This is a genomic window from Glaciibacter kafniensis (genome assembly GCF_039538945.1).
In the GTDB taxonomy this organism is placed as follows: Bacteria; Actinomycetota; Actinomycetes; order Actinomycetales; family Microbacteriaceae; genus Cryobacterium; species Cryobacterium kafniensis.
Genome location: NZ_BAABCN010000002.1, coordinates 1,601,792 through 1,625,208 on the forward strand (window position 1 = coordinate 1,601,792; position 23,417 = coordinate 1,625,208).

The window sequence follows — 23,417 nt, forward strand, 5'->3', positions numbered from 1 at the left end:
ACCGATGTCATCGTGTCACAGTTGCGCGCGGGCCTAGGCTGCGACACCGGCTCCGCCTGTCAGTTCGCGTTGTTCGTCGATCAGCCGGCGCCGGTCGGTGCGGCGCTGCTGCTGCCGGTCGGGGTCTGGCACCGGGGAGGCGAGAAGGAGCCGCTCGGTGTACGGATGCTGCGGCGTGACGGTGACCTGCGCGGCGAGTCCCTCCTCGACGATCTCGCCGTGGTACATGACTGCGACGCGGTGACTGATGTGGCGCACCACGTCAAGGTCATGCGAGACGAAGAGGTAGGCCACGCCGGTGTCGCGCTGGATCTGCATGAAGAGGTCGAGCACGCGCGCCTGGGTGGTGAGATCAAGCGCAGAAACCGGTTCATCGCACACGATGAGCTTGGGCGAGAGGGCCAGAGCCCTGGCGATGGCGACGCGTTGGCGCTGCCCACCGCTGAATTCGCGCGGCAGTCGGCCGATGGTGTCCTGCGGGAGACCCACCTGGTCGAGCACTTCGCGCACACGCCTCCGGGCATCCGCTCGACTCTTGCCCTGCACAGAGAGCGGTTCGGAGAGAATGTCGCCGACCGTCATCGACGGGTTCAGTGAGGTGTACGGGTCTTGAAAGACGACCTGCAGGTCGCGGCTCAATGCGCGGCGCTTGCTCCGGCCGGCGTGACCGATGTCATCGCCATCGAACAGGATGGCGCCCTCCGTCACCGGGGCCAGGCCGAGCACGGCCCGACCGAGGGTGGTCTTGCCGGAGCCGGACTCGCCGACCAGCCCCAGGGTCTCCCCCGCGCCGATTCGGATTGACACGTTGTCCAGAGCCCGGAACGGCTGGGCTCGAAAACCCTTGCCCGGGTACTCGACGACCAGATTGTCCACACGGAGCAAGTCATCGCCGGTGCTCGAGCTGGTGCCGGCGATGGTGACGGATGCGTTCATGACAGACCAACTTTCACTGCGGAGTCGGAGGCGGGGGTGTCGGAGGCGGGCGGGGCAACGGTGAGCAGGCTCATCGGGGTCTTGCCTTCGAGCATCGCGCTGAGCAGCGTCTGCGTGTAGCGCTCCTGCGGGCTCCGGAGGATGGTACGCACGTCTCCGGATTCGACGACCCGACCGTTCTGCATCACCACGACTCGATCGCAGAGGTCGGCGACGACACCGAAGTTGTGGGTGACCAGCACCACGCCCATGTTGAACCGGGCCTGCAGGTCGCGCAGCAAGTCGAGCACCTCGGCCTGCACCGTGACGTCGAGAGCGGTGGTCGGTTCGTCGGCGATCAACAGGTCAGGGTTACAACTCACGGCCCCCGCGATCAGCACCCGCTGGGCCATTCCGCCGGACACTTCGTGCGGGTAGGCGTTGAAGGTGCGCTGCGGATTCGTGATCCCGACGATGGTCAGCAGCTCCAACGCCCGTTTCTGAGCGTCTTCCTTGGAGAGGCCGAGCACCCGGGTCAGCGGGCGCACCAGCTGGTAGCCGATGGTGAAGTTCGGGTCGAGGTTCGACATCGGTTCCTGCGGGATATACGCAATACGTTTTCCGCGCAGCTCAGACAGTCGCCCCTGCGACAGCTGCCGTCCTTCGGCCGAGACCAGTGGGATGCCGTCGAAGGTGATGCTGCCGCCAGTGATCTCTGCTTCGGCGGGCAGCAGCCCGAGGATCGAGAACGCGGTCTGGGACTTTCCGGAGCCGGACTCGCCGACAATACCGAGCACCTCACCGCGGTCCAGGTGGAAGGACACATCGGAAACGACGGTCTTGGTCGTGCCACCCTCCTGGGGGTACCCCACACCGAGACGGGAGACCGTGAGCAGGTGGTCGGAAGCGGCAAGCTCCACAGCGGTGATGGACTCCGTCTTCGGCGGCGTCAGCTTGATCGACTTGGCCCGCTTGACCTTCGGTGAGTCTTCCAGCGCATCACGGAGGGCATTGCCGAGCACCACGAACGACCCGACGGTGAGCGAGATCGCCACACCGGGCCACACCGCCAGGATCGGCGAGCTGTAGATGTTGATGAATCCTTCGTTGAGCATCACGCCCCAGGTGGGGGTGAGCGGGTCTCCGAGGCCGAGGAACTCGAGCGCCGCCTGGATCGCGATGGCAATGCCGCAGACGATGGAGGTCTGGATGATCAGTGGTGCGCGCACCACGAACAGGATGTGGCGGCCGATGATGCTGGCCGTGCTGAGTCCCGCCACCCGTGCGGCGTCGACGTAGAGCTCGTTGCGCACAGCCTGCACGGAGGTGCGGGTGAGCCGGAAGATCCCGGGAGACATCAGAATGCCGAAGACCGTCATCGAGATCCAGACCGACCGCCCCAGTGCCGCGCTGGCGGCCAGCAGGATGATGATCGCCGGCAGCGACATCAGCACATTGGTGCACCAACTGGCGACCGAGTCGAACCAGCCGCCGAAGTAACCGGCCATCAGGCCGGTCGGAAGGCCGATCGCCACGGCGACGATCGCCGCGAGCGCGGCAGCCAACAGGGTGCTTTGCGCTCCGACCAGCAGTCGGCTGAACACGTCGCGACCGGCGCTGTCCGTGCCGAGCAGGTGCCCTGCCGTACCCGGGCCGGTGAGGGCGTTGACCAGATCGGCTTTGTTCGGGTCGAACGGGGCGATCAGGGGTCCGAAGATCCCGGCCAGAATCACAATCAACAAGATGATCATCGCGACCAGGCCCAGCGGGTTCTTCAGCAGACGCTTGAACACTCCGGAGCGAGCGGCCTGATCCGGCGTCTCGATCGGAACAATGGACTCTTTAGCACCTGTTTCGGTCATGACACACGCGCCTTCGGGTTGAGCCAGCCGACGGCGAGGTCGACGAGCAGGTTGACAACAATGACGATGATGACGATGTACACGACAACGCCCATCAGAACGGGCATATCGCCCTGGGTGGTGGATTGCAGTGCGAGGAACCCCAACCCCGGAAGGGCGAAGATCTGCTCGATCACGACCACTCCGCCCAGCATTCCGATGAATTGCAACGACAACACCGTCAGACCGGCCGGGGCGGCGCCCCGCAACACATGGCGGAACAGAATCTCGCGTGGGGCCAGTCCCCGACTACGCAGAGTGCGCACGTAGTCACGGCTGAGCACAGTGATCACGGCGCTGCGCACCTGCTGGGCGGTCGAGGCGACCGCACCAATGGCGAGAGCGATGATCGGCAGGGTGATCGAGGCGGCCCATCCGCTCACGCTGTCACCGATCGGAACGTAGCCGGTGGCGGGGAGCAAGCGCAATCCGATCGCGAAGACCGTGACCAGCACGATGGCGACCACGAACTGCGGAATAGCGGATGCCCCGATCGAGACGATCTGCAGCAGTCGATCGACCCAGCCGCGGCGCACCGCGGCGGCGACGCCGAAGAGCGTCGCGAGCACAGCGGCGATGACAATGGTCACGAGCACGATCGAGAGGGTGGTGGGGAGCCGTCCGAGGATGCTGTCGACCACCGGCTGGCTGGTGAACCAGGAAGCACCGAAGTTGCCGTGAACCACGTCTCCGAGCCAGCCGAGGTAGCGGGAGAACAGAGGCTGGTCCAGACCAAGCTCGGCCTCCTTGAGGTGAACTTGCGCCTGCGTCGCCGATTCGCCCAGAATGTTGCGGGCGACACTCGTCGCCGAGAAATTCAGTAGGAAGAACGTCAGCGTCGAGACGACGAACAGCACCACCACACCTGAAATCAGGCGTCGGAAGATGAAGGAAACCATTTCTGCTCCATTGTCAGCTGGTTGGTGATGAAGGGGCCCCGCCGCCATGCGGCGGCGGGGCCGAGGGGTTGTCTACTTCGCCGGAGCGTAGGAGTAGATCGAGGGCACGGCCTGCTGCAACTGCGGCTTGGTCGTTGTCTTCTTGTCGGTGAACAGAATCTGGTCCGGACGGTAGAACGGCGCGAACCAGGCCTGCTCGACCACGTACGTGTTCAGAGCCTGGGCGGCGGTCTTCTGCTCGTCAGCCGAGCCGAACTGGATCGCGTGCACGAACTCCTCCACCTGCGGGTCAGTCGTGTGGAACGGGTTGTAGGTGGCATTGGGCGTGATGATCTGGTTGGCCGCGACCCAGGGGGAACCCTGGAAAAGCGAGAACCAGCTCATCGCGTATTTCCCCTGGACCATGCTGGAAACGAAGTCGGTCCCGGCCACGTTCTCCCAGTTGACGGTGATTCCGATATCGGCCAGGTTCTGGCCGATGCCCGCCGTCAGCGCGGGGTCGAAGAAACCGGAGACGGTCGGCATGGTGACGGAGAAGTCTCCGACACCGGCCTCCTTCATCAGCTTCTTGGCCTCGGCCGGGTCGTACGGGTACGCGCTCTCGAGCGACGTGTCGAATGCGTCGGTTCCTTTGCCGAACGGCTGGCTGGTGACGGTGCCGAGTCCCTTGCCGACTTGGGCAAGCAGGGCGTCTTTGTCGATGGCGTAGTTGATTGCCTGTCGCACCTTGACGTTGGCGAGTTCGGGAACCATTGCGCCGGCGCGGTCGAAGATAAGCAGACCCTGCCAATCGGTCGGGTACTGGTACTCGGTGAGGCCGGCGCTCTTGGCCTGGGCCTCAGTCTTCGCGGTCAACAGTGCCGCGTTGAGCTGGCCGGAAACGACCGCATTCACCATGGCGGTGGGGTCGAGGATGGGCTTCACCACGATGGTGTCGTAGACCTGCAGCGAGGGGTCCCAGTAGTCGGGATTCTTCACGAAGGTGTACTGCGAGGCCGCGACGGTCGCTGACTTGTCCAACGTGTACGGCCCGCTGCCGACCGGGTCGGTGGCGAGCTTGCCGCCATCGACAGCCTGCGGGCTGGCGATGAAGCCGTCGGCGTTGCCGAGGTAGTCGAGCAGCGCAGGGTCGGGCGCCGTGAGAGTGATCACGACGGTCGTGGCGTCTGGCGCGGCGACGTCGGAGACCTGAGCAAGTGTTGAGGCGTCGGGTCCGTTGCCGGTGCGGAACCGATCGAGGTTCACCTTCACGGCGTCGGCGTCGAGCTTCGTGCCGTCAGTGAAGGTCACATCGTCGCGCAGCGTGAGCGTGAGTACGGTGTTGTCCGCGTTATATGCCCATTCGGTGGCGAGCATCGGTACCAGCGTGCCGTCTGCTTCGCGACGGAGCAGCGAGTCATAGACCGGCTGGAAGTACTGCAGGTAGTGCCCGATGTGGGCCTGAGCCGGGTCGAACGACTTGACGTCGGCGAGGGCGCCGATGGTCAAAGTCCCTCCGGTCGTTGCCGTACCGGATGCCGAGCTGGCTGCGCCGCCGCTTCCGGAGCAGCCGGTCAGCGCAAGTGCTGCCGCGGCGAGGAGGGCGACAGCTGTCACCCGGGGACGAAACGTCATTGTTTTCTCCTTGATTTCGTACTGCTCAACACTGAGGTGCAATCGGTTGCCATTCCACTCAAAGTGGACGCCGAGCCGATCGTGTGGGTAACGCTATATCAAAGCCCCACAGATTGGCAACCGATTGTCGCAACCGGTTTCCAAACTGTGATGTTCCCGCAATGGGCCGGGTGACCATCTCGCCGGGTCTCTGATCGTTCTTGTCGACCACCGGAACGCCGTTGCGCGGGTCGAAAACAGTGACGCCTGTTGAGTTCACTGGGCGTGGCGGTTCTCAACCCGCGAGGCGCAATTGGGCCCGGCGCCCGACCCGCGGGGCAGATGTGCGGAGAGACCCGAGCGGGCGGACTGCGCATTGCGCGCGTTGGGCGCCGCTACGCTAGCCGGCGCCGACCCGCGTGGCGGCACCGGACCCGCGCAACGGATGCGGTCGGTCTGGCGGAGGCCCGCTGCCTCAACCGGCTACATCGCACGCATCACAGACTCGCGATGCTAGCTGCGCTCGGGAAACTTTCCTTCGGCGCGGATGCGTGAGTTCAACTCGCCGAGGAACTCATCCTCATCGAAGTCCAGCGAGACTTCCTTGCCGGTCCAGCTCGAGAGGTGGATCGCGTTGGCCAGGCGAACGCCCGTGATTCCGTCGGAGCCCGGCGCGAGCAGGGGGGTGCCGTCGAGGATGTTTGCCGCGAAGTTCTCGAGCACCCCGGAGTGCTGCGCGCCCCACGCAGAATCGAACTCGATGGTCTCGGTCGTGTAGAGGTCATCCGCATTGAGCTCCCCCATGAACAACTTCATCACGTCAGCCATGTCCATGCTCTCGCTGAGCTCACGCTCCGGCTTCTTCAACCGCGTGACGGTCGCCGTTTTGCTGCCCTCGACAACGATCTTGCCCTGGTCGCCGAGAATCTCGAACCGGTCGGTTCCGACCAGATCGTGCGTGGCCGTGACGAAGACACCGGTGACGCCGTCACCGAAGTCGACCAGCGCCGTGACCTCATCTTCGACGGCGATGTTGCGCCGGAAGCCATAGGCCACCTTCGAGAACACCGACTTGGGCACCCCACAGATCCACTGCCAGAGGTCGAGCTGGTGGGGCGCCTGGTTCACCAGCACGCCGCCGCCCTCGCCGCCCCAGGTGGCGCGCCATGCGCTCTGGTCGTAATAGCCCTGCGGACGCCACCAGTTGGTGATGATCCAGTTCGAGCGCAGAATGCTGCCGATCTCGCCGTTGTCGACGATCTCTTTGAGACGGATGTAGAGCGGGTTGTTGCGCTGGTTGAACATGATGCCGAAGCTCAGCTCGGGGTGGGCCGCCGCGAATGCGTTGAGCTCTTTCACCTGCTTGGTGTAGACCCCTGCCGGCTTTTCGACCAGCGCGTGCACCCCACGACTGAGCGCATCGATCCCCATTTGCGGGTGGAGGTAGTGCGGCACTGCCGTCACGATTGCGTCGACATCGCCGCTCTCGAGCAACTCGAGATAGTTCTCGTAAAAAGACGCCTCGGGATACTGCGACGCTGCGATCTCCGCCTTCGCCGGATCGATGTCTGAGATCGCGGCGACCTCCATGTTCGGCACGAGGCCGTCTGCGATGAACTTGGCGTACATCGACCCCTGGGTGCCGAGCCCAATGATTCCAAGGCGAACTTTGTCGGTCATGAAACTGAATTCCGTTCTGTTGAGGAGGTGCTGTGTCCTGCCCGCTCCGGGTAGGACTGGTCATAGACGTCCTGGATGATCTCCAGCGTCTTCTGTGCTTCGAGGGGATCGATCCAGAACGGCGCGTGATCGTCGATCCGGTCGTAGAAATCTTGGATCAGGAGTTCGTGGGAGATGCCCCAATACGCCCGGCCTCCGGCGACTGCCTCGCGCTCCGGGACCACCTCCACCCGGCCATCCGCGTGGGTGACCGTGAGGTCGCCACGCAGACTGAGCGTGCCGCGTTCGGCCACGACATCGAGCGTGATGGGGGCGTTGACCGCATTCGCGAGCGTTGCGTAGAACACGCTGCGCGCGCCGTTTGCGTGCGTCAACGCCAGTTCGGCGGTGTCTTCCACCTCAATGACTTCGTCGAGGGCGCGGGTGCTGGCGTTGCCACGCACCGTGGCCACCGGCCCCACCAGCCATTGCAGCAGATCGAGGGTGTGGATCGCCTGGTTCATCAACAGTCCCCCGCCACCGGTCTCCCAGCGTCCACGCCACGGGCGATCCAGGTAGTAGTCGGCCGTGCGATGCCACATGACGGTGGCCGATGCGCCCAGCGTCGCTCCCAACTCGCCAGAGGCCAGCAGCTCATAGGCGGCCTGCACCGGCGCGTTGTACCGATTCTGAAAGCACACCGCGATCTTCGCGTTGCCACGCGCGGCTGCTTCGACGATCCTGTCGCCCTCTTCACGCGTGTGCGCCAGCGGCTTTTCCACGATCACATGGATGCCGCGCTCCAGCGCCTCGATGGCCATTGCGGCATGCAGATGGTGCGGCGTGCAAATATGCACCACGTCGGGGTGCACCGAGTCGAACAGGGCGAGGTAGCTGTCGAATCCTGGCACGTTCTGGTCAGCGGATGCCGCGGCGAGCCGAGCGGGATCGGTGTCACACACGGCGATCAGCTCGGCCTGCGCCATCCCGGCGATCGCGTCGAAATGCACAACTGAAATGTCGCCGCAACCGACCACGGCGACCCGACGTGCGGCACTCACTTCGTCGTCACGCCGATGTCGGCCAGGAGCCCGGCGAATGCGCGGGCGGCCTCACCGAACGCGGTCGGGCCTGAGAAACCGCCGAGGGCGTGCTGGGCGGCCAGGTGCGGCTCCAATGAGGCAAAACCGGAGTAGCCGTCGTCACGCAAGGCGGTGAGAGTTTCGAGGAGCTCGCCATCGCCGCGGCCGGCGGGAACCACCTCGCCGGTGGCGGCGACGGCATCCTTGACCTGCAGGTAGTCGAGATAGGGGCGCAGCATCGCGTAGCCGTCGGTGAACGGGCGCGCGCCGACCTGCACGAAGTTCGCGTTGTCCCACGCCAGCCGGAGTGCCGGCGAACCGACGCTCTCGACGAGGTCGAGCACCCGCTCTGGCGTATCGCCGTAGATGTCTTTCTCGTTCTCGTGCAGCAGCACGATTCCCTCTTTCTCGGCCTCGTCCGCGAGCAGACGCATCCGGAGCATCACGGCGTCACGCGTGCTCTCCACCGAGACGCCCTCGCCGCGGAAGAAGGAGAAGACGCGGATGTTGGGGGTCTCGAGGGCGTGCGCCACCCGGATGATGCGGCGCAGGCGTTCGACCTCGAGCTCAGCGTCGAGCGACACATCAACCTTGCCGATCGGCGAAGCGACGGCCGAGACGGCCATGTTCTGCCCGACCAGAGTGGAGCGGAGCTTCTCAAGCTGGTCGTCGTCGAGGTCGACGACGTTGGTTCCCCAGGCGCTGCGCACCTCGATGAAGGCCGCGCCGAGCGCCTGGAGAACGGCTACCTGAACGGACGGGTCTGGGTCGATTTCGTCGCCGAACCCAGAGAGAGTCCAGGTGACGGGGTGCGTCGCTCTCGTGTGACGAACAGCCGGGATGGAAGTGAGTGACACGATGGGTTTTGCCTCCAGAGACGATCGCTTCGTTGAGAACCCGGCAAGAATGCGCCGGCGTTGCGCCTACTCTAGGTGCACTTCCTGAATTTTGGCAACCGGTTGACAGAATCCGCCGAATAGTGTGACATGGGTCATACGGGCAGTACTGCGCGTACTCGTTTCCCGCTTTCCCTCGCTCTCACACACAAGGACGTGGCATGGTCGACCTCACCGCGAAGCCGTTCAATCTCGACGCCGAGGCACTCGATTGGGTGCACCGCACCATCGATTCGCTCAGCCTCGAGGAGAAGATCGGGCAGCTCTTCATCAACTTGAACACGAGCTTCACACCCGAGTACCTCGACAACATCCTGACCAACTACCACGTGGGCGGCATGCGCTACATGGGCGCCGATTCCGCCACCGTGCAGGAGCACATCCGTTACGCACAGTCGAAGACGAAGGTCCCGCTGCTGATCGCGTCGAACCCGGAGATGGGTGGATTCGGCAGCGCCGACGACGGCACCCTGGTTTCGACGCACCTGCAAGCCGGCTCCCACCCTGACTCATCGATCGCCCGCGAGATGGGCCGAGTGGCCGGGGTCGAGACCGCTGCGATGGGCTGCAACTGGGCCTTCGCGCCGATCGTGGACATCCACTACAACTGGCGCAACACCGTGATCAGCACCCGCTCGTTCGGCAACACCCCCGACGTCGTCATCGAACGGGCGAAAGAGTACTTCGACGGCCTGTCCGAGTCGAACACCGTCGCCGCGATGAAGCACTTCCCCGGCGACGGCATGGACGAGCGCGACCAGCACGTGGTCACCAGCTACAACACGCTCGGAGTCGACGAGTGGGAGGCCAGCTACGGCCGGGTCTACCGCGAATTAATCGACCACGGCGTGCAATCGATCATGATCGGACACATCGGCGCCCCCGAACTCTCCCGCAAATTCAGGCCAGGCATCGCCGACAGCGAGATCATGCCGGCCACACTCGCGCCCGAACTGCTGCAGGACTTGCTCCGCGGCGAGCTCGGCTTCAACGGACTGATTCTGACGGATGCGTCGATGATGGTCGGCATGACCCAGGCGATGAAGCGCGCGGATCTCGTGCCAGCGGCTATCGCCGCCGGTTGCGACATGTTCCTTTTCTTCCGTGATCCGGCCGAAGACTTCGAGTTCATGCTCGACGGATACCGTACCGGCGTCATCACAGAGGCCCGCCTGCAGGAGGCGCTCGAGCGCATCCTCGGCCTGAAGGCTCTGCTCGGCCTGCACACGACGCCGCGTGCGGCGATCGTGCCCACGGCAGAAGCGCTCTCGGTGATCGGCAGCGCCGCGCACCATGCCGTCGCCGCCGACATCGCCGACAAAACCGTGACACTCATCAAAGACACGCAGGGCAACCTGCCGCTGCGCCCCGCTACGCACAAGCGCATCAGGCTTTACGGCATCTCAGGGCAGGCGGACTTCACCGGCGTCGACCCGAGCGGCTACCTGGCCATTGCCCGAGACGAATTGGAGAAGGCCGGTTTCGAGGTGCACGTGTTCAAGGACGCCGCGCAGCGCAAGGCCGAGGGTGAGGAAGGCGTCTACTTCCACACCGTGATGGCCGATGAGGCCAACGCCGCGTATCCCGAGAAGTACGACGCCGCGATCGTGTTCGCGAACGTCGCCGGCTTCGCGCAGGAGGCGAGCGTGCGCATCCGTTGGTCGACGCCGATGGCGGCCGAGATCCCCTGGTATGTGACCGAGGTTCCGACCGTGTTCGTGTCGCTGAACCAGCCGAACCACCTGATCGATGTGCCGATGGTCAAGACCGTGGTGCACGCGCACAACCCGAGCCGCGAAGCGATTCATGCGGCCGTCGAGAAGATCACCGGGGCCTCGGAGTTTCAGGGCACCTTCAACGAGAACGTCTGGTGCAACACCTGGGGCACCCGGCTGTAGTCGGCCCACCGGGCACACGTGCACCTGAATGGCCTGGAATGGCAACCGCCTTCCAGACACTGAACCCAGCTCAAGGAGAACGAAGCAATGGCGAAAATCGGCGTACAAGCAATGATGCTCAAGGACAACTTCGCGAAGGTGGGCCCCTTCGAAACACTCCGGCAGGTGAGCGAAATCGGCTACCACGCCGTGGAGATCTCGCAGATCCCGATGACGCCGGAGAACGTGGCTGAGCTTACACGCGCCCGCGACGAACTCGGCATGGACATCGCTTCCCTCTCCGCCGGGCTGAAGCCGGGCCCAATGGGCGGCGAATCCCTCACCGGCGACTTCGACAAGATCGTCGCCGACGCGAAAACACTCGACGCAACGATGATCCGCATCGGCATGCTGCCGTTCGACGCGATGGGGTCCCTCGACGCAGTATTCGAGTTCTGTGACGCGAGCAACGAGATGGCGGCACGCCTGAACGAACAGGGCATCGGCCTGTATTACCACAACCACCACATCGAGTTCGCGAAGTATGACGGCAGGTATCTGCTCGACATCATCGCCGATCGCGCCCCGCTGATGGGTCTCGAGATCGACGTGCACTGGGTGCAGCGCGGCGGGCTCGACCCGGTCGCCACCCTGAAGAAGTACAACGACCGCGTTGCCATGGTGCACCTCAAGGACTACCGCATCGGCCAGATCGCCCCCGCGGGCTTCGAGGCGCTGACCAAGGGCGACTTCCCCGCATTCATGGCGGCGTTCAAGGATGTAGTGCAGTTCGCCGAGGTCGGCGAGGGCAATCTCGACTTCGTCTCGATCATCGAGACAAGCAAGGAGATCGGCGCTCAGTACCTCTTGGTCGAGCAGGACGAGCAGTACGGCCGCACCCCGCTGGAGTGCTTGCAAACCTCATACGACAACCTGGTCGCACTGGGCTACGCCGACCTCTTCTAGCGCGCGAGCTTATCGAGCACGAGCCCGGCTGGGCAGAACCCAGCTGGGCTCGAGCACACGACCCGAGTTACGGGCTGTGCACCTTCTGCTGCGCGGCGGCGAGCCCCTCGACGGCCACCAGCTCCACGGCATCCGCCGCTTCATCGATGATCGACGGCAGAACGGCGCGCTCGGCCGCGGTGAAGTCACGCAGCACGAAGTCAGCGGCGTCTTGACGGCCGGGAGGGCGACCGACGCCGACTCGCAAGCGAATGAAATCGCCGGTGCCGGTGGACGCGATGATGTCGCGCAGCCCGTTGTGACCGCCGTGACCGCCGCCGATCTTCAGCTTGAGGCTGTCGAAGGGCAGGTCGAGCTCGTCGTGAATGACGATCAGCCGGCTGGGCGGAATCGAATAGAAGCGCAGCAACGCGGAAACGGGCTTGCCCGACACGTTCATGAACGAGTTCGGCTTGGCCAGCACGAGCTTGGGCCCGCCGGGAGCAGTGCGCCCCTCAGCGACCTGCGCGTTGGCTTTGTGGTTCTTGAAATTCGCCTGCATGCGATGTGCAAGCTCGGCCAGAACCATCTGACCGACATTGTGTCTGTGGCCGGCGTAGCCGGGCCCGGGGTTACCGAGCCCGACTACGAGCCAGAGATTCGTATCCAGGGGATTCCTCCGCTTAGAACGAAACCAGGTGAAAATGATTACTCGGCGGCAGGTGCAGCGACTTCTTCTTCTTCGCCACGCGGGGTGTAGACGTTGAGGATGAGCTGGTCGGCGTCAGTGATGAGCGAAGCGCCGGCGGGCAGCGGGACATCCTTGGCGTGAACCTGGGTGCCGTCTTCGAGGCCGGTGACGTCGATGACGACGTTCTCGGGGATGTGGGTTGCTTCGACCTCGAGCAGGAGGGTCTTGGTCTCCAGGTCGACGTTGTTGCCGGAAGCAACGTCACCAACGGTGTGAACAGCAACTTCAACCTGAACCTTTTCACCCTTGACGACGACGATGAGGTCGAGGTGCTCGATGATCTGGCGAACGGGGTCGCGCTGAACGTCCTTGACGAGGGCGAGGTGGGTGGTGCCGGCGAGGTCGATCTCGAGGACCTGGTTCGCCTTGCGCAGCAGGAGGGTCATCTCGTGTGCGGGAAGTGCAACGTGCACCGGGTCGGTGCCGTGGCCGTAGATCACGGCGGGGATCTTGCCGTCAACGCGCAGGCGACGGGCGAAGCCCTTGCCGAACTTTTCGCGCAGGTCTGCGGAAACCTTGTTGTCGTTAGCCATGATGGTTCTCCTTGCGGGCTTCTTCAGCCCAGTTCGTTGTCGCGAGATTTCGCGATGCGAGAATCGCAGTGCGAGATTCGCGGTGGATACTGGTTCAACTCGAACGCATGTCAGCGTGAGGAAAAGCCGAAGGCCTTTTCGCCGCGTCGATTACGGAAACTGCTCCCTGTTGCCAGGAGGCGGCGTCCCTCGCCGAAGTTCAAAGGTCAACTTTACCTGATTGCGACCCCCGCTGCCGACATGCCCTCGTTTTGCCCCGCCCAGCGAGGCACCCGCACCCGGCGGCGCCGACGCGGTACATTTGCACCCATGCCGCTCAGCCTCCACAACCGTGTCATCGACGAGCTGGGGCGCGCAGTCATCGACGGCCGCTCCCCCGCCGGCACAGTGCTGCACTCGGACGATATTGCTCAGACCCAGGGCGTGAGCCGCTCCGTCGTGCGTGAGGCCATCCGCGTGCTCGCCGCGATGGGACTCGTCGAGTCGGTGCGGCGCATCGGTATCCGTGTACTGCCGCAGGAACGCTGGAACGCGTACGACCCCACCGTCATTCGCTGGCGCCTCGAGGGCGAGGGCAAGGGCGCCCAGCTGCGCTCGCTGAGCGAGCTGCGTTCCGCCGTCGAGCCGATGGCCGCCGAACTTGCCGCGCAACACTGCCCTGAGGAGCTTTCGGCTCAGCTGATGGCGGTTGCCGCGCAGATGCGCACCGTCGGGAGAGCGGGCGACCTGAACCGTTTTCTTGAGTTGGACATCCTGTTTCACCGCTTGGTTCTGCACGGCTCGGGCAATGAGATGTTTGCGAGCCTCGATGAGCCGATCGGTGCCGTGCTCTCCGGACGCACCGATCTGGGCTTGATGCCGGCGCGGCCGCATGAGACGGCGCTGCAGTGGCACGTCGACGTCGCCGACGCGATTCAGGGCGGGCACCCGGAGAAAGCGCGTGCGGCCATGGAGTTGATCATGCGGCGCACGATCGCCGAGGTGGAGCCGACCTGGGCAGACACGCCGCGGCCGTATTTCGCCTGAGCGCACTTCGCTGGTCGAGTTTGTCGAGATTACGATCACCGGCGCCTAGAAGCGCAACAGCACCTTGCCGGAGCGCGACGAGTCACGGGCCAGGTCGAACGCCTCGAGGGCGTCGGCGGCGGCGAACTCGTGGGTGACGACGGGATCGATGACGAGGGATCCGTCGGCGAGGGCCGCGAGCACCTCGTCGATCTCGTCGTTGAACCGGAACGACCCGACGAGCTCGAGCTCACGGGTGATCGCCAGCGAGATCAGCGCGGGCTGCTCGCCGGAGGGAAGCAGACCCACCATGACGACGCGGCCACCGCGCACGGCACCGCGCACGGCCGAGGCCAGTCCGCGCGGGCTGCCTGACGACTCGAAGACGACGTCGGCCGAGACGGCGGCGATCGCGTCCGCATCCGTCGCGGTGAGCGTGCCGGTTGCGCCCAGACGCACGGCGTTCTCCAGCGGCAGCTCGTGCATATCGGTGGCAATGATTTCGGATGCGCCGGCACGCTTGGCGACGGCGACGATGAGCGAGCCGATGGGTCCGGCGCCGATCACGAGCACGCGCTTGCCCGTCAGGTCGCCAGCCCGCGAGACGGCGTGCCAGGCGACACTGGCCGGTTCGGTGAGCGCTGCATCACGCAGCGACAGGCCGGCAGGAAGCGCGCGCAACATGTGCGTCGGCAGGGCTGCATACTTCGCGAAGGCACCTTCGGTGTGCGGAAAGCGTGCGGCGCTCCCCAGGTAGGTGCAACCCGGCGAGAGGTTCGGGCGCTCGGCCGGGTAGGCCGAGCCGTCGCCGGCGCCGGGAGTGGCGGGGTGCACGGCGACCAGGGTGCCGACTGCGGGGCCGGTGCCATCGGCGGCCTGCTGCACCACGGTTCCGACGATCTCGTGACCGAGAACCATCGGCGCCTTGAGAATCGACTCCCCCGCTGCGCCGTGCTGCCAGTAGTGCAGGTCGGAGCCGCAGATTCCGCCGTAGGCGATCTCGACGAGCGCTTCACCATTCGACGGCTGCGCGACCGCAATGGTGTCGACGCGCAGGTCGCCTGCGGCGTGGGCGACGACGGCGAGGGTTTCGGTGGGAAGTGACATGGCTACTCCTGCGTAGTGATCGTGCGGCGGTTGAAAAGAGCGGTTGAGACGAGGGGACGGATCAGACGACGACGGTCATGCCGCCGTCGATGAAGACGACCTGCCCGTTGACGAACTTCGAACCGTCGCCGGCGAGCCAGAGGGCCGGGCCGACGAGATCTTCGATGGTGCCCCAGCGGTGCGCGGGGGTGCGGCCGAGAATCCAGGAGTTGAATTTCTCGTCGTCGACGAGGTTCTGAGTCATCTCGGTGTGGATGTAGCCGGGCGCGATGGCGTTGATCTGCAGGCCGTGCTCGGCCCATTCGGCAGTCATCGCGCGCGTGAGGTTGCGGATGCCGCCCTTCGAGACCGTGTACGGGGCGATCGTCGGGCGCGCGAGGTCGGTCTGCACTGAGGCGATGTTGATGATCTTGCCTTCGCCGCGCGGAATCATGTGGCGTGCCGCCTCGCGTCCGACCAGGAATGCGCTGGTGAGGTTGGTCTTCAGCACGCGCTCCCAGTCGGCGACGTCGAGGTCGAGCATCGGCACGCGGTGCTGCACGCCCGCGTTGTTGACCAGGATGCGCAGCGGACCGACGGTCTCTTCAACCCAGGCGATCCCGGCTGCCACCGCATCGGCATCCGTCACATCGAAGGCGCGCGCGAAAACGCGGTCGGCGCCGAACCGGGCGACGAAGTCGGCGTGGGTCTCGGCGAGACGCTCTGCGTTGACGCCGTTCAGCACGACGATCGCGCCGGCTTCGGCGAGGCCGTCGGCGATGGCTCGCCCGATTCCACGGCTGGATCCGGTCACGAGCGCGACGCGCCCATCGATGTCGAAGAGTGTGGATGCCATGAGGCACCGCCTTTCAGCACAGGTAAAACGAAAAATCTCGGTGAAACGGATGATGCGGGTCACCCAAGTGAAACGGGTGCGTCTGGACGACTGATGAACACCCCTCGTGAACACCCGCCAGTGCAGCTGAGGGAGGAGAAGTTGCGTTCCCCTCCCTCAGCCGTCGAGCCGTGGCTTAGAGCAGCCCGGCGACGAGAAAGATCGTCAGCGCGAACGCGAAGCCGATGACCGCGATGAGTGCCTGACCGACGGTCCACGTCTTCAGAGTGGTCTTGGTGTCCATCTCGAAGAAGCGGCTGACCAGCCAGAACCCGGAATCATTGACGTGACCGGCGAAGACCGAGCCCGCAGCGAGGCTCAGCACGATTGCGGCGAGCTGCACCGGGCTGAAGTCCGGGTTGCCGAGCACGACCGGCTGCACGAGCGCAGCGGCAGTGGTGAGCGCGACCGTGGCCGAACCCTGGGCGATGCGCACGACGGCGGCGATCACGAAGCCGGCGACGATGACCGGCAGGCCGATCGCATCGAGGGAGTCGGCGATCGCGTTTCCGATGCCGCTGGCACGCAGAACGCCACCGAACATGCCACCGGCACCGGTGATCAGGATGACCGAGCAGACCGGGCCGAGCGCGCTGTCGACGACAGCCTCGATCAGGCTCGACGACTTGCGCTTCTTCCATCCGAGCAGAATCATGCCGAGGAAGACGGTGATCAGCAGCGCAACCGGGGTCTCACCGAGCGTGCGCAGGATCTGTACCCAGGTGTTGTCGAGCGAGACGAGGCCGGCCGTGGCTGCCATGTTGAGGCCGGTGTTCATAAAAATCAGAATGAGCGGCAGCAGCAGCAGGGTGAGGATGGTGCCGAGCTTCGGAGCAGAGGCGAAGTCAACGAAGTCGTTGGTCGTGCCACGCATGATCGACGGAACCGCAATGTTGTACTTGTTGCCGATGTAGCGGCCGAAGAGGTGTCCGACGAAGTACCAGGTGGGCAGCGCAACGATCAGACCGAAGATCAGCACGAGACCGACGTCGGCGCCGAGCAGTCCGGTTGCCGCAACGGGGCCAGGGTGCGGCGGAACGAAGATGTGCATGACCGAGAACGCCACCGCAGAGGGGAAGGCGTAGAGCAGGAACGATCCGCCGAGGCGACGAGCCACCGAGTAGATGATCGGCAGCATGACGACCAGGCCGGCATCGAAGAAGATCGGGAATCCGAACATCAGCGAAGCAACGGCGAGAGCGAGCGGGGCCCGCTTCTCACCGAACTTGCGGATGAGGGCATCCGTCAGCACCTGCGCGCCGCCACTGGTTTCAAGCATCCGGCCGAGCATGGCGCCGAGACCCACGAGCAGAGCCACGGTGGCCAGCGTGCCGCCGAACCCGTCGGTCAGCACCTTGACCAGGCTGGCGGTCGGGATGCCGGTGGCCACAGCGGTCAGCATGCTCACCAGGATCAGCGCCAGGAACGCGTGAACCTTGAACTTCATGATCAGCACGAGCAGCAGGCCGATCGCTCCGGCGGCAATGCCCAGAAGCGCGGGTGTCGACAACACCCAGTTCATCTCTAGATCGGTCATCAGTGTCCTATCTCTTTCATAATTTCCACGACGATTTCATCGGGGGTGAGCGTGAGCGAAACGCGCGTTCCCGCCTCATCGGTAGCCAGGGGCTCCAACGTGGCGAACTGCGAATCGAGAAGTGTGGGGGGCATGTACTCGTGGTTGCGGTGCGAGAGGCGCTCGGCGATCAACGCCTGGCTGCCTTCGAGCTGTGCGAAATACAACGTCGGTGCGGTCTCACGCATGAGGTCGCGGTAGCTGCGCTTGAGGGCGGAACAGGCGACGACGATGGGCTCACCGTGGGAGGCGGCATCCGCGATGACCACGGCGATGCGCGTGAGCCAGGGCAGGCGGTCTTCGTCGGTCAGCGGATGTCCGGAGGCCATCTTGGCTTTGGCCTCGACGCTGTGCAGGTCGTCGCCATCGAAGAAGCGAAGTCCGAGGGCTGTGGCGAGAGACCGCCCGATGGTGGACTTTCCGCTTCCCTGGACGCCCATTACGCAGATGGGGTACTGGGTTTCATCACTCATTGACGCTCCGCTACTTAACTTCAGATGCTTCTTCGGATCTGCTTATTTCGCGTTCGGCGAGCAATAAATCAGATTTCAATCTCAAACGCTAACATTGACATCTGCTCTGTCAAAATCACTGGAGAGTGACTGCGGGCCGCGCCCACTCGATTCACGCAGTAGCCTTGAACTGGTCTCAAAACCAGCAACCTGAAGGAGCGAACGTGGCCGAAACCGGCGCAGCACAGGCAAACATTGGCGTAGTAGGACTGGCGGTGATGGGCTCGAACCTCGCCCGCAACCTGGCCAGCCGCGAGGGCAACACCGTCGCCGTGTACAACCGTTCCCCCGAACGCACCCGCCTGCTCACTACTGAGCACCCCGAGGCAGGCTTCGTGCCTTCCGAAACCATCGAGGACTTCGTCGCCTCGCTCGCCCGCCCGCGCACCGCCATCATCATGGTGCAGGCCGGCAAGGGCACCGACGCCGTCATTGACCAGCTCACCGCGCTCTTCGAGCCAGGCGACATCATCGTCGACGGTGGCAATGCCGACTTCCACGACACCATCCGTCGCGAGCAGACGGTGCGCGCCACTGGCGTGAACTTCGTCGGCGCCGGCATCTCCGGTGGCGAAGAGGGCGCACTCAAGGGCCCGAGCATCATGCCCGGCGGCTCAGTCGAGGCCTACAAGACCCTCGGCCCGATCCTCGAGTCGATCGCAGCCGTCGTCGACGGTGTCCCCTGCGTCACGCACGTGGGCACGGATGGCGCCGGTCACTTCGTCAAGATGATCCACAACGGCATCGAATATGCCGACATGCAGCTCATCGCCGAGGCCTACGACCTGCTCCGCCAGGTCGGTGGACACTCCCCCGCCGCGATCGCCGACATTTTCGCCGAGTGGAACACGGGCGAACTTGAGAGCTACCTGATCGAGATCACCGCAGAGGTTCTGCGTCAGGTCGACGCCAAGACCGGCAAGCCGTTCGTCGACATCGTGCTCGACGAAGCAGGCTCCAAGGGAACCGGCGTCTGGACCGTGCAGAACGCCCTCGACCTCGGCGTTCCCGTCGGCGGCATCGCCGAAGCCGTGTTCGCCCGTGCCGTGTCCAGCCACCCCGAACAGCGTGGACCGGTTCGCGCCACGATCACCGCCCGCCCGGAGATCGCCGTCGTCGGCCACACCTTCCAGGACGACGTGCGCGCAGCGCTCTACGCCTCGAAGATCGTGGCATACGCGCAGGGCTTCGACGCCATCATCGCCGGTGCCGAGAAGTACGACTGGAACATCGACAAGGGCGCCATCGCCACGATCTGGCGCGGCGGCTGCATCATCCGCGCCCAGTTCTTGAACCGCATCAAGGATGCCTACGCGAACGACGCCACGATCACGAGCCTGCTCGTCGACCCGTACTTCGCTCAGGCTGTTGCCGACGGCGAGTCGGCCTGGCGCCGCATCGTCTCGACCGCCGCACTGTCGGGCATCCCGGTTCCCGGCTTCGCCTCGGCGCTCAGCTACTTCGACTCGCTGGCCAGCCCGCGCCTGCCCGCCGCCCTCGTGCAGGGACAGCGCGACTTCTTCGGTGCGCACACCTACAAGCGCGTCGACATGCCGGGCACGTTCCACACGCTGTGGTCGGGCGACCGCACCGAGATCGAGTCGGCGGGTTCGTCGCACTAGTCAGCACCACCCCTTTCGCCGAGTTTGACATTTCCGGTCGAGTTCCCCTGGCACACCAGAGGGTCTCGACCGGAAGTGTCAAGCTCGGCGTTTGTGTACCCGGGTGAGGTTGAGCATCACGGATGTGTGCGCTCGCGCACTCGAGCGGCAGCGGCATCCGCACGCAGAAACGAAAACGCCCGCGACTCGATGAACTCGAGGCACGGGCGTTCTGTGTACGTTGTGTGACTAAGCGGCGCCGTCGAACATCGACGTGACCGAACCGTCTTCGAAGACCTCGCGGATGGCGCGAGCCAGCAGCGGTGCGATCGGCAGCACGGTCAGGGTCGGGAAGCGCTTCTCCTCCGGCACGGGGAGGGTGTCAGTGACGACGACAGAGGAGATCGCCTCGCTCTGCAGGAGTTCGATGGCTGGGTCGCTGAAAACGGCGTGAGTGGCCGCGACGACGACTCCGAGGGCGCCGGCCGCCTTGAGGGCCTCCGCCGCCTTGACGATCGTGCGGCCGGTGTCGATGAGATCATCGACGAGCAGGCAGACGCGGCCTTCGACCTGACCGACGATCTCGTGCACCGAGACCTGGTTCGGAACCAGCGGGTCGCGACGCTTGTGGATGATGGCCAACGGAACCCCGAGCTTGTCGCTCCAGATGTCAGCGACGCGCACGCGGCCCATGTCGGGTGAGACGACGGTCAGCGTCGTCGGGTCGAGCTGTTCGCGCATGTGCTTGAGCAGCACCGGCATCGCGAAGAGGTGGTCGACAGGGCCGTCGAAGAAGCCCTGGATCTGCGCGGCGTGCAGGTCGATCGACATGATGCGGTCTGCACCGGCGACCTTGAACAGGTCGGCGACGAGGCGTGCCGAGATCGGCTCGCGACCGCGACCCTTCTTGTCCTGGCGAGCGTAGGGATAGAACGGGGCGACGACGGTGATGCGCTTCGCCGAGGCACGCTTCAATGCGTCGACCATGATGAGCTGTTCCATCAGCCATTCGTTGATCGGAGCGGTGTGCGACTGGATGACGAAGGCGTCAGTTCCGCGCACGCTCTCGTCGAACCGAGCGTAGATTTCACCGTTTGCAAAGGTGCGCGCGTCGGTGGGTACGAGTTCGCAACCAAGTTCTTCTGCGATTTCGATGGCCAGCTGGGGGTGAGCTCGCCCCGAAACCAGTACTAGTCGCTTTTCGCCCTTGGTCTTGATCTCCGACACTAGTCTCCGCTTTCTGATGCAGCTTGAGCTGCGTCTGTTCCCGGGCGGTTGGCCTGTACCCAGCCGTCCATGTTGCGCTGTGGAGCCACGTTGATCGCAAGTGAACCAGCCGGCACATCTTTTCGCACGACTGTTCCTGCTCCGGTGTAGGCTCCGTCACCAATTCTAACCGGGGCGACGAACACGTTGTGCGATCCGGTGCGAACGTGAGAGCCGACGACAGTCTTGTGCTTGTTCACCCCGTCGTAGTTCGCCGTGATCGTGCCCGCTCCGACGTTCGAGCCGACGCCGACCACGGTGTCACCGATGTAGCTGAGGTGCGGAACCTTGCTTCCCTCGCCGATCGTGGCGTTCTTGGTCTCGACGAAGGTTCCGATCTTGCCATTTTCACCCAGAACAGTGCCGGGTCGAAGATAGGCGAACGGTCCAACGGATGCGCCGGCGCCGATCACTGCGAGAGTCGCGTCTGTGCGCTTCACGACTGCGTTCTCGCCGATTTCACAGTCGAGCAAGGTGGTGTCCGGCCCGACGATCGCGCCGGTGGCGACAACGGTCGCCCCCTGGATCTGCGTGCCAGGAAGCAGCGTCACATCCGGAGCCAGCTGTGCGTGAAGGTCGATCCAGGTTGTTGCCGGGTCGACGATTGTCACGCCGGCCAGCTGCCAGCCACGCACGATGAGCGCGTTCAGGCGGAGGGCTGCTTCGCTGAGCTGGGCGCGGTCATTGATGCCGGCAACGAGCCACGAGTGCACAACGGGAACGGCGCTGACATCGGAACCGGCCGCGCGGAGCAGACCGATCACATCCGTCAAGTACTTCTCGCCCTGCGCGTTGTCGGTGCCGAGGTGCGCCAGCTGATCGCGCAGTTCGGCTGCGGCGAAGATGTAGACGCCTGCATTGATCTCGTCGACGGCGCGCTCGGCCTCCGTCGCGTCTTTCTGCTCGACAATGCGGTCGAAACTGCCGGACTCCGAGCGGATGATGCGGCCGTAACCGGTCGCATCGTCGAAGTGGGCGGAGAGTACGGTTGCCGACGTGTCACCGGCGCGGTGCGCGGCGATGAACTCGGCGAGCGTGTCGGCGTCGAGAAGCGGAACGTCGCCATTCACGACGAGGATGTCACCGTCGAAGTCGTCGGGAAGCGCGGCAACGGCCTGCTCGACGGCACGACCGGTGCCGGGGATCTCGTCTTGGTCGACGATCAGGCTGGCCGGGAGCTGCTCGGTGATCACTGCGGCCACGCTGTCACGTTCGTGACGCACGACCGAGACGATATGTGCGGCATCGAGAGTCTGCACGGTGGCCAGCACGTGGCCAACGATCGGCATCCCGGCGAGGGGGTGGAGCAGCTTCGGAAGCGCGGACTTCATGCGAGTGCCCTGCCCAGCGGCGAGAACGATGATTGCGAGTTTCTGGTCTGTCATATCGTTTCCTTGAGTTCTGCAGGTGCTGGTCCGCGTCATCGGGGCTGTGAATGCTGCAGGTGCTGGAGCAGGTGATGCTGTTCGCTGCGGTAAAAACTAGGGTGTCGCTGAGGGTGTCACTGAGGGTGTCGCTAAGGGTGTCACTGAGAAAAACTGCTCCGCCGCCAGGACTCGAACCTAGACCTAACAGCTCCAAAGGCTGTCGTGCTGCCATTACACCACGGCGGATGACGCCGGCCGGGGCCGGTATCGCGTTCAAGTCTGCCAGATCCGAGAGGCTTGTCGCGCCGCGTACGCGAGTTATCCCAGGAGTTTGCCCGCTGATTCGCATCAGCTTGCGCGTGGATTCGCGTCAGTTTGCACGCGAATTCGCCCACACGAGCGGGGGCGCACGCCGCAGCCTCGCCGGAGTTTCCCGCCGAAGCGGCGATAATAGACGGATGCCTGCCAGTGATGAAGTCGACCGTATCGTTGACGCCTGGCTGCGCGAACGGCCAGATCTGAACTTTGCGCCGTTGCAGGTGCTTTCCCGAGTCGGTCGCCTCTCGAAGCACCTCGACCGGGCACGGCGCACCGCGTTCTCGCGCTCCGAGCTGGAGTCGTGGGAGTTCGACGTGCTGTCGGCGCTTCGCCGCGCGGGACATCCCTATGAACTCAGCCCGAAGATGTTGCTGCTGCAGACGCTCGTGTCGAGCGGAACCATGACGAATCGCATCGACCGGCTCGTCGAGCGGGGCCTCGTCACCCGGCGCACCGACCCGAACGATGGGCGTGGCATCCTGGTCGGCATGACCTCTGGCGGGCTTACGCGCGTCGATGCCGCGATCACTCGCCTCGTCGATGCCGAGGCCGAGCTGCTCGCCACGTTGTCAGCGGCGGACCAGGAGCGTCTCGCGGGGCTCTTGCGCAAGCTCTCGCTCGACTTCGACTGACGACCTCGGTGATTGAGGAGCGCGCGAGCTTGCGAGCACGCGTCTATTAGGTAAATGAAATGGCTTATGCTGCCTCCGATGGTGTGAGGGTGACGTCGAAGCCGAGGT

Annotated in this window: 20 protein-coding genes and 1 tRNA gene; 5 read left to right on the forward strand and 16 right to left on the reverse strand. The window is 64.6% G+C overall.

Annotated features, from left to right (window positions below):
- Positions 1 to 33: 33 nt before the first annotated feature.
- The 7 genes from ABD791_RS07965 to ABD791_RS07995 all read right to left on the reverse strand — a co-directional run bounded on the left by ABD791_RS07965 (position 34) and on the right by ABD791_RS07995 (position 8,906).
- Positions 34 to 936 carry an ATP-binding cassette domain-containing protein gene (locus ABD791_RS07965; RefSeq protein WP_345064350.1) on the reverse strand — a complete coding sequence of 301 codons (903 nt, stop codon included), beginning with the start codon at positions 934 to 936 and terminating at the stop codon, positions 34 to 36.
- The gene (locus ABD791_RS07970) at positions 933 to 2,777 is read right to left on the reverse strand and encodes a dipeptide/oligopeptide/nickel ABC transporter permease/ATP-binding protein (RefSeq protein ID WP_345064352.1); all 1,845 of its coding nucleotides are present in this window, start codon (positions 2,775 to 2,777) and stop codon (positions 933 to 935) included. Before ABD791_RS07970 ends, ABD791_RS07965 begins: the two co-directional genes overlap by 4 nt.
- Positions 2,774 to 3,715: an ABC transporter permease gene (locus tag ABD791_RS07975; protein WP_345064355.1), complete on the reverse strand. Its 942-nt coding sequence runs from the start codon at positions 3,713 to 3,715 to the stop codon at positions 2,774 to 2,776. Before ABD791_RS07975 ends, ABD791_RS07970 begins: the two co-directional genes overlap by 4 nt.
- 72 nt (positions 3,716 to 3,787) lie before the next feature.
- Positions 3,788 to 5,329, reverse strand: coding sequence for an ABC transporter substrate-binding protein (locus ABD791_RS07980; protein ID WP_345064357.1), 1,542 nt, complete (start codon positions 5,327 to 5,329; stop codon positions 3,788 to 3,790).
- A gap of 492 nt (positions 5,330 to 5,821) precedes the next feature.
- Positions 5,822 to 6,988, reverse strand: coding sequence for a Gfo/Idh/MocA family protein (locus ABD791_RS07985; RefSeq protein WP_345064359.1), 1,167 nt, complete (start codon positions 6,986 to 6,988; stop codon positions 5,822 to 5,824).
- Positions 6,985 to 8,028 carry a Gfo/Idh/MocA family protein gene (locus tag ABD791_RS07990; protein WP_345064362.1) on the reverse strand — a complete coding sequence of 348 codons (1,044 nt, stop codon included), beginning with the start codon at positions 8,026 to 8,028 and terminating at the stop codon, positions 6,985 to 6,987. The genes ABD791_RS07985 and ABD791_RS07990 overlap by 4 nt, the downstream gene beginning before the upstream one ends.
- Positions 8,025 to 8,906 carry a sugar phosphate isomerase/epimerase family protein gene (locus ABD791_RS07995; protein WP_345064365.1) on the reverse strand — a complete coding sequence of 294 codons (882 nt, stop codon included), beginning with the start codon at positions 8,904 to 8,906 and terminating at the stop codon, positions 8,025 to 8,027. Before ABD791_RS07995 ends, ABD791_RS07990 begins: the two co-directional genes overlap by 4 nt.
- 200 nt (positions 8,907 to 9,106) lie before the next feature.
- On the opposite strand from ABD791_RS07995, the gene ABD791_RS08000 reads away from it, so the two are divergent.
- Positions 9,107 to 10,843 carry a glycoside hydrolase family 3 protein gene (locus tag ABD791_RS08000; RefSeq protein ID WP_345064366.1) on the forward strand — a complete coding sequence of 579 codons (1,737 nt, stop codon included), beginning with the start codon at positions 9,107 to 9,109 and terminating at the stop codon, positions 10,841 to 10,843.
- Between the two features lie 87 nt (positions 10,844 to 10,930).
- Complete coding sequence (locus ABD791_RS08005) at positions 10,931 to 11,788, forward strand: sugar phosphate isomerase/epimerase family protein (RefSeq protein ID WP_345064368.1); 858 nt, start codon at positions 10,931 to 10,933, stop codon at positions 11,786 to 11,788.
- A gap of 67 nt (positions 11,789 to 11,855) precedes the next feature.
- Here the strand turns inward: ABD791_RS08005 and pth are convergent, their stop codons facing one another.
- Together pth and ABD791_RS08015 are read right to left on the reverse strand one after the other, a co-directional pair.
- A complete protein-coding gene (gene pth / locus ABD791_RS08010; protein WP_345064581.1) occupies positions 11,856 to 12,437 on the reverse strand; it encodes an aminoacyl-tRNA hydrolase in 582 nt (193 codons plus the stop codon).
- 38 nt (positions 12,438 to 12,475) lie between these two features.
- Positions 12,476 to 13,051: a 50S ribosomal protein L25/general stress protein Ctc gene (locus ABD791_RS08015; protein WP_345064370.1), complete on the reverse strand. Its 576-nt coding sequence runs from the start codon at positions 13,049 to 13,051 to the stop codon at positions 12,476 to 12,478.
- 309 nt (positions 13,052 to 13,360) lie between these two features.
- Here ABD791_RS08015 and ABD791_RS08020 point away from each other — a divergent pair, with 309 nt between their 5' ends.
- Complete coding sequence (locus ABD791_RS08020; protein ID WP_345064373.1) at positions 13,361 to 14,077, forward strand: FadR/GntR family transcriptional regulator; 717 nt, start codon at positions 13,361 to 13,363, stop codon at positions 14,075 to 14,077.
- Positions 14,078 to 14,122: 45 nt separating this feature from the next.
- Here ABD791_RS08020 and ABD791_RS08025 read toward each other — a convergent pair whose 3' ends face one another.
- The 4 genes from ABD791_RS08025 to ABD791_RS08040 form a co-directional block, all read right to left on the reverse strand.
- On the reverse strand, positions 14,123 to 15,163 hold the full coding sequence (locus tag ABD791_RS08025) for an L-idonate 5-dehydrogenase (protein ID WP_345064376.1): 1,041 nt from the start codon (positions 15,161 to 15,163) through the stop codon (positions 14,123 to 14,125).
- A gap of 61 nt (positions 15,164 to 15,224) precedes the next feature.
- Positions 15,225 to 15,998 (reverse strand): SDR family oxidoreductase, encoded by a 774-nt coding sequence (locus ABD791_RS08030; protein WP_345064378.1) that lies wholly within the window; start codon positions 15,996 to 15,998, stop codon positions 15,225 to 15,227.
- A 175-nt stretch (positions 15,999 to 16,173) separates the two neighbouring features.
- Positions 16,174 to 17,574: a GntP family permease gene (locus tag ABD791_RS08035; protein WP_345064381.1), complete on the reverse strand. Its 1,401-nt coding sequence runs from the start codon at positions 17,572 to 17,574 to the stop codon at positions 16,174 to 16,176.
- Positions 17,574 to 18,086, reverse strand: a complete 513-nt coding sequence (locus ABD791_RS08040) for a gluconokinase (RefSeq protein WP_345064384.1) — start codon at positions 18,084 to 18,086, stop codon at positions 17,574 to 17,576. Before ABD791_RS08040 ends, ABD791_RS08035 begins: the two co-directional genes overlap by 1 nt.
- Before the next feature lie 257 nt (positions 18,087 to 18,343).
- On the opposite strand from ABD791_RS08040, the gene gndA reads away from it, so the two are divergent.
- Positions 18,344 to 19,747 (forward strand): NADP-dependent phosphogluconate dehydrogenase, encoded by a 1,404-nt coding sequence (gene gndA / locus ABD791_RS08045; protein ID WP_425562240.1) that lies wholly within the window; start codon positions 18,344 to 18,346, stop codon positions 19,745 to 19,747.
- Positions 19,748 to 19,975: 228 nt separating this feature from the next.
- On the opposite strand, the gene ABD791_RS08050 is transcribed toward gndA, so the two are convergent.
- From ABD791_RS08050 to ABD791_RS08060, 3 genes are all read right to left on the reverse strand, one after another.
- Positions 19,976 to 20,953, reverse strand: a complete 978-nt coding sequence (locus ABD791_RS08050; RefSeq protein ID WP_345064390.1) for a ribose-phosphate diphosphokinase — start codon at positions 20,951 to 20,953, stop codon at positions 19,976 to 19,978.
- A complete protein-coding gene (gene glmU, locus ABD791_RS08055; protein ID WP_345064392.1) occupies positions 20,953 to 22,377 on the reverse strand; it encodes a bifunctional UDP-N-acetylglucosamine diphosphorylase/glucosamine-1-phosphate N-acetyltransferase GlmU in 1,425 nt (474 codons plus the stop codon). Before glmU ends, ABD791_RS08050 begins: the two co-directional genes overlap by 1 nt.
- A gap of 156 nt (positions 22,378 to 22,533) precedes the next feature.
- Positions 22,534 to 22,605 (reverse strand) — tRNA-Gln (locus tag ABD791_RS08060).
- A gap of 212 nt (positions 22,606 to 22,817) precedes the next feature.
- Between ABD791_RS08060 and ABD791_RS08065 the strand changes: the two genes are divergently transcribed.
- Positions 22,818 to 23,309: a MarR family winged helix-turn-helix transcriptional regulator gene (locus tag ABD791_RS08065; RefSeq protein ID WP_345064395.1), complete on the forward strand. Its 492-nt coding sequence runs from the start codon at positions 22,818 to 22,820 to the stop codon at positions 23,307 to 23,309.
- Positions 23,310 to 23,417: the final 108 nt, after the last annotated feature.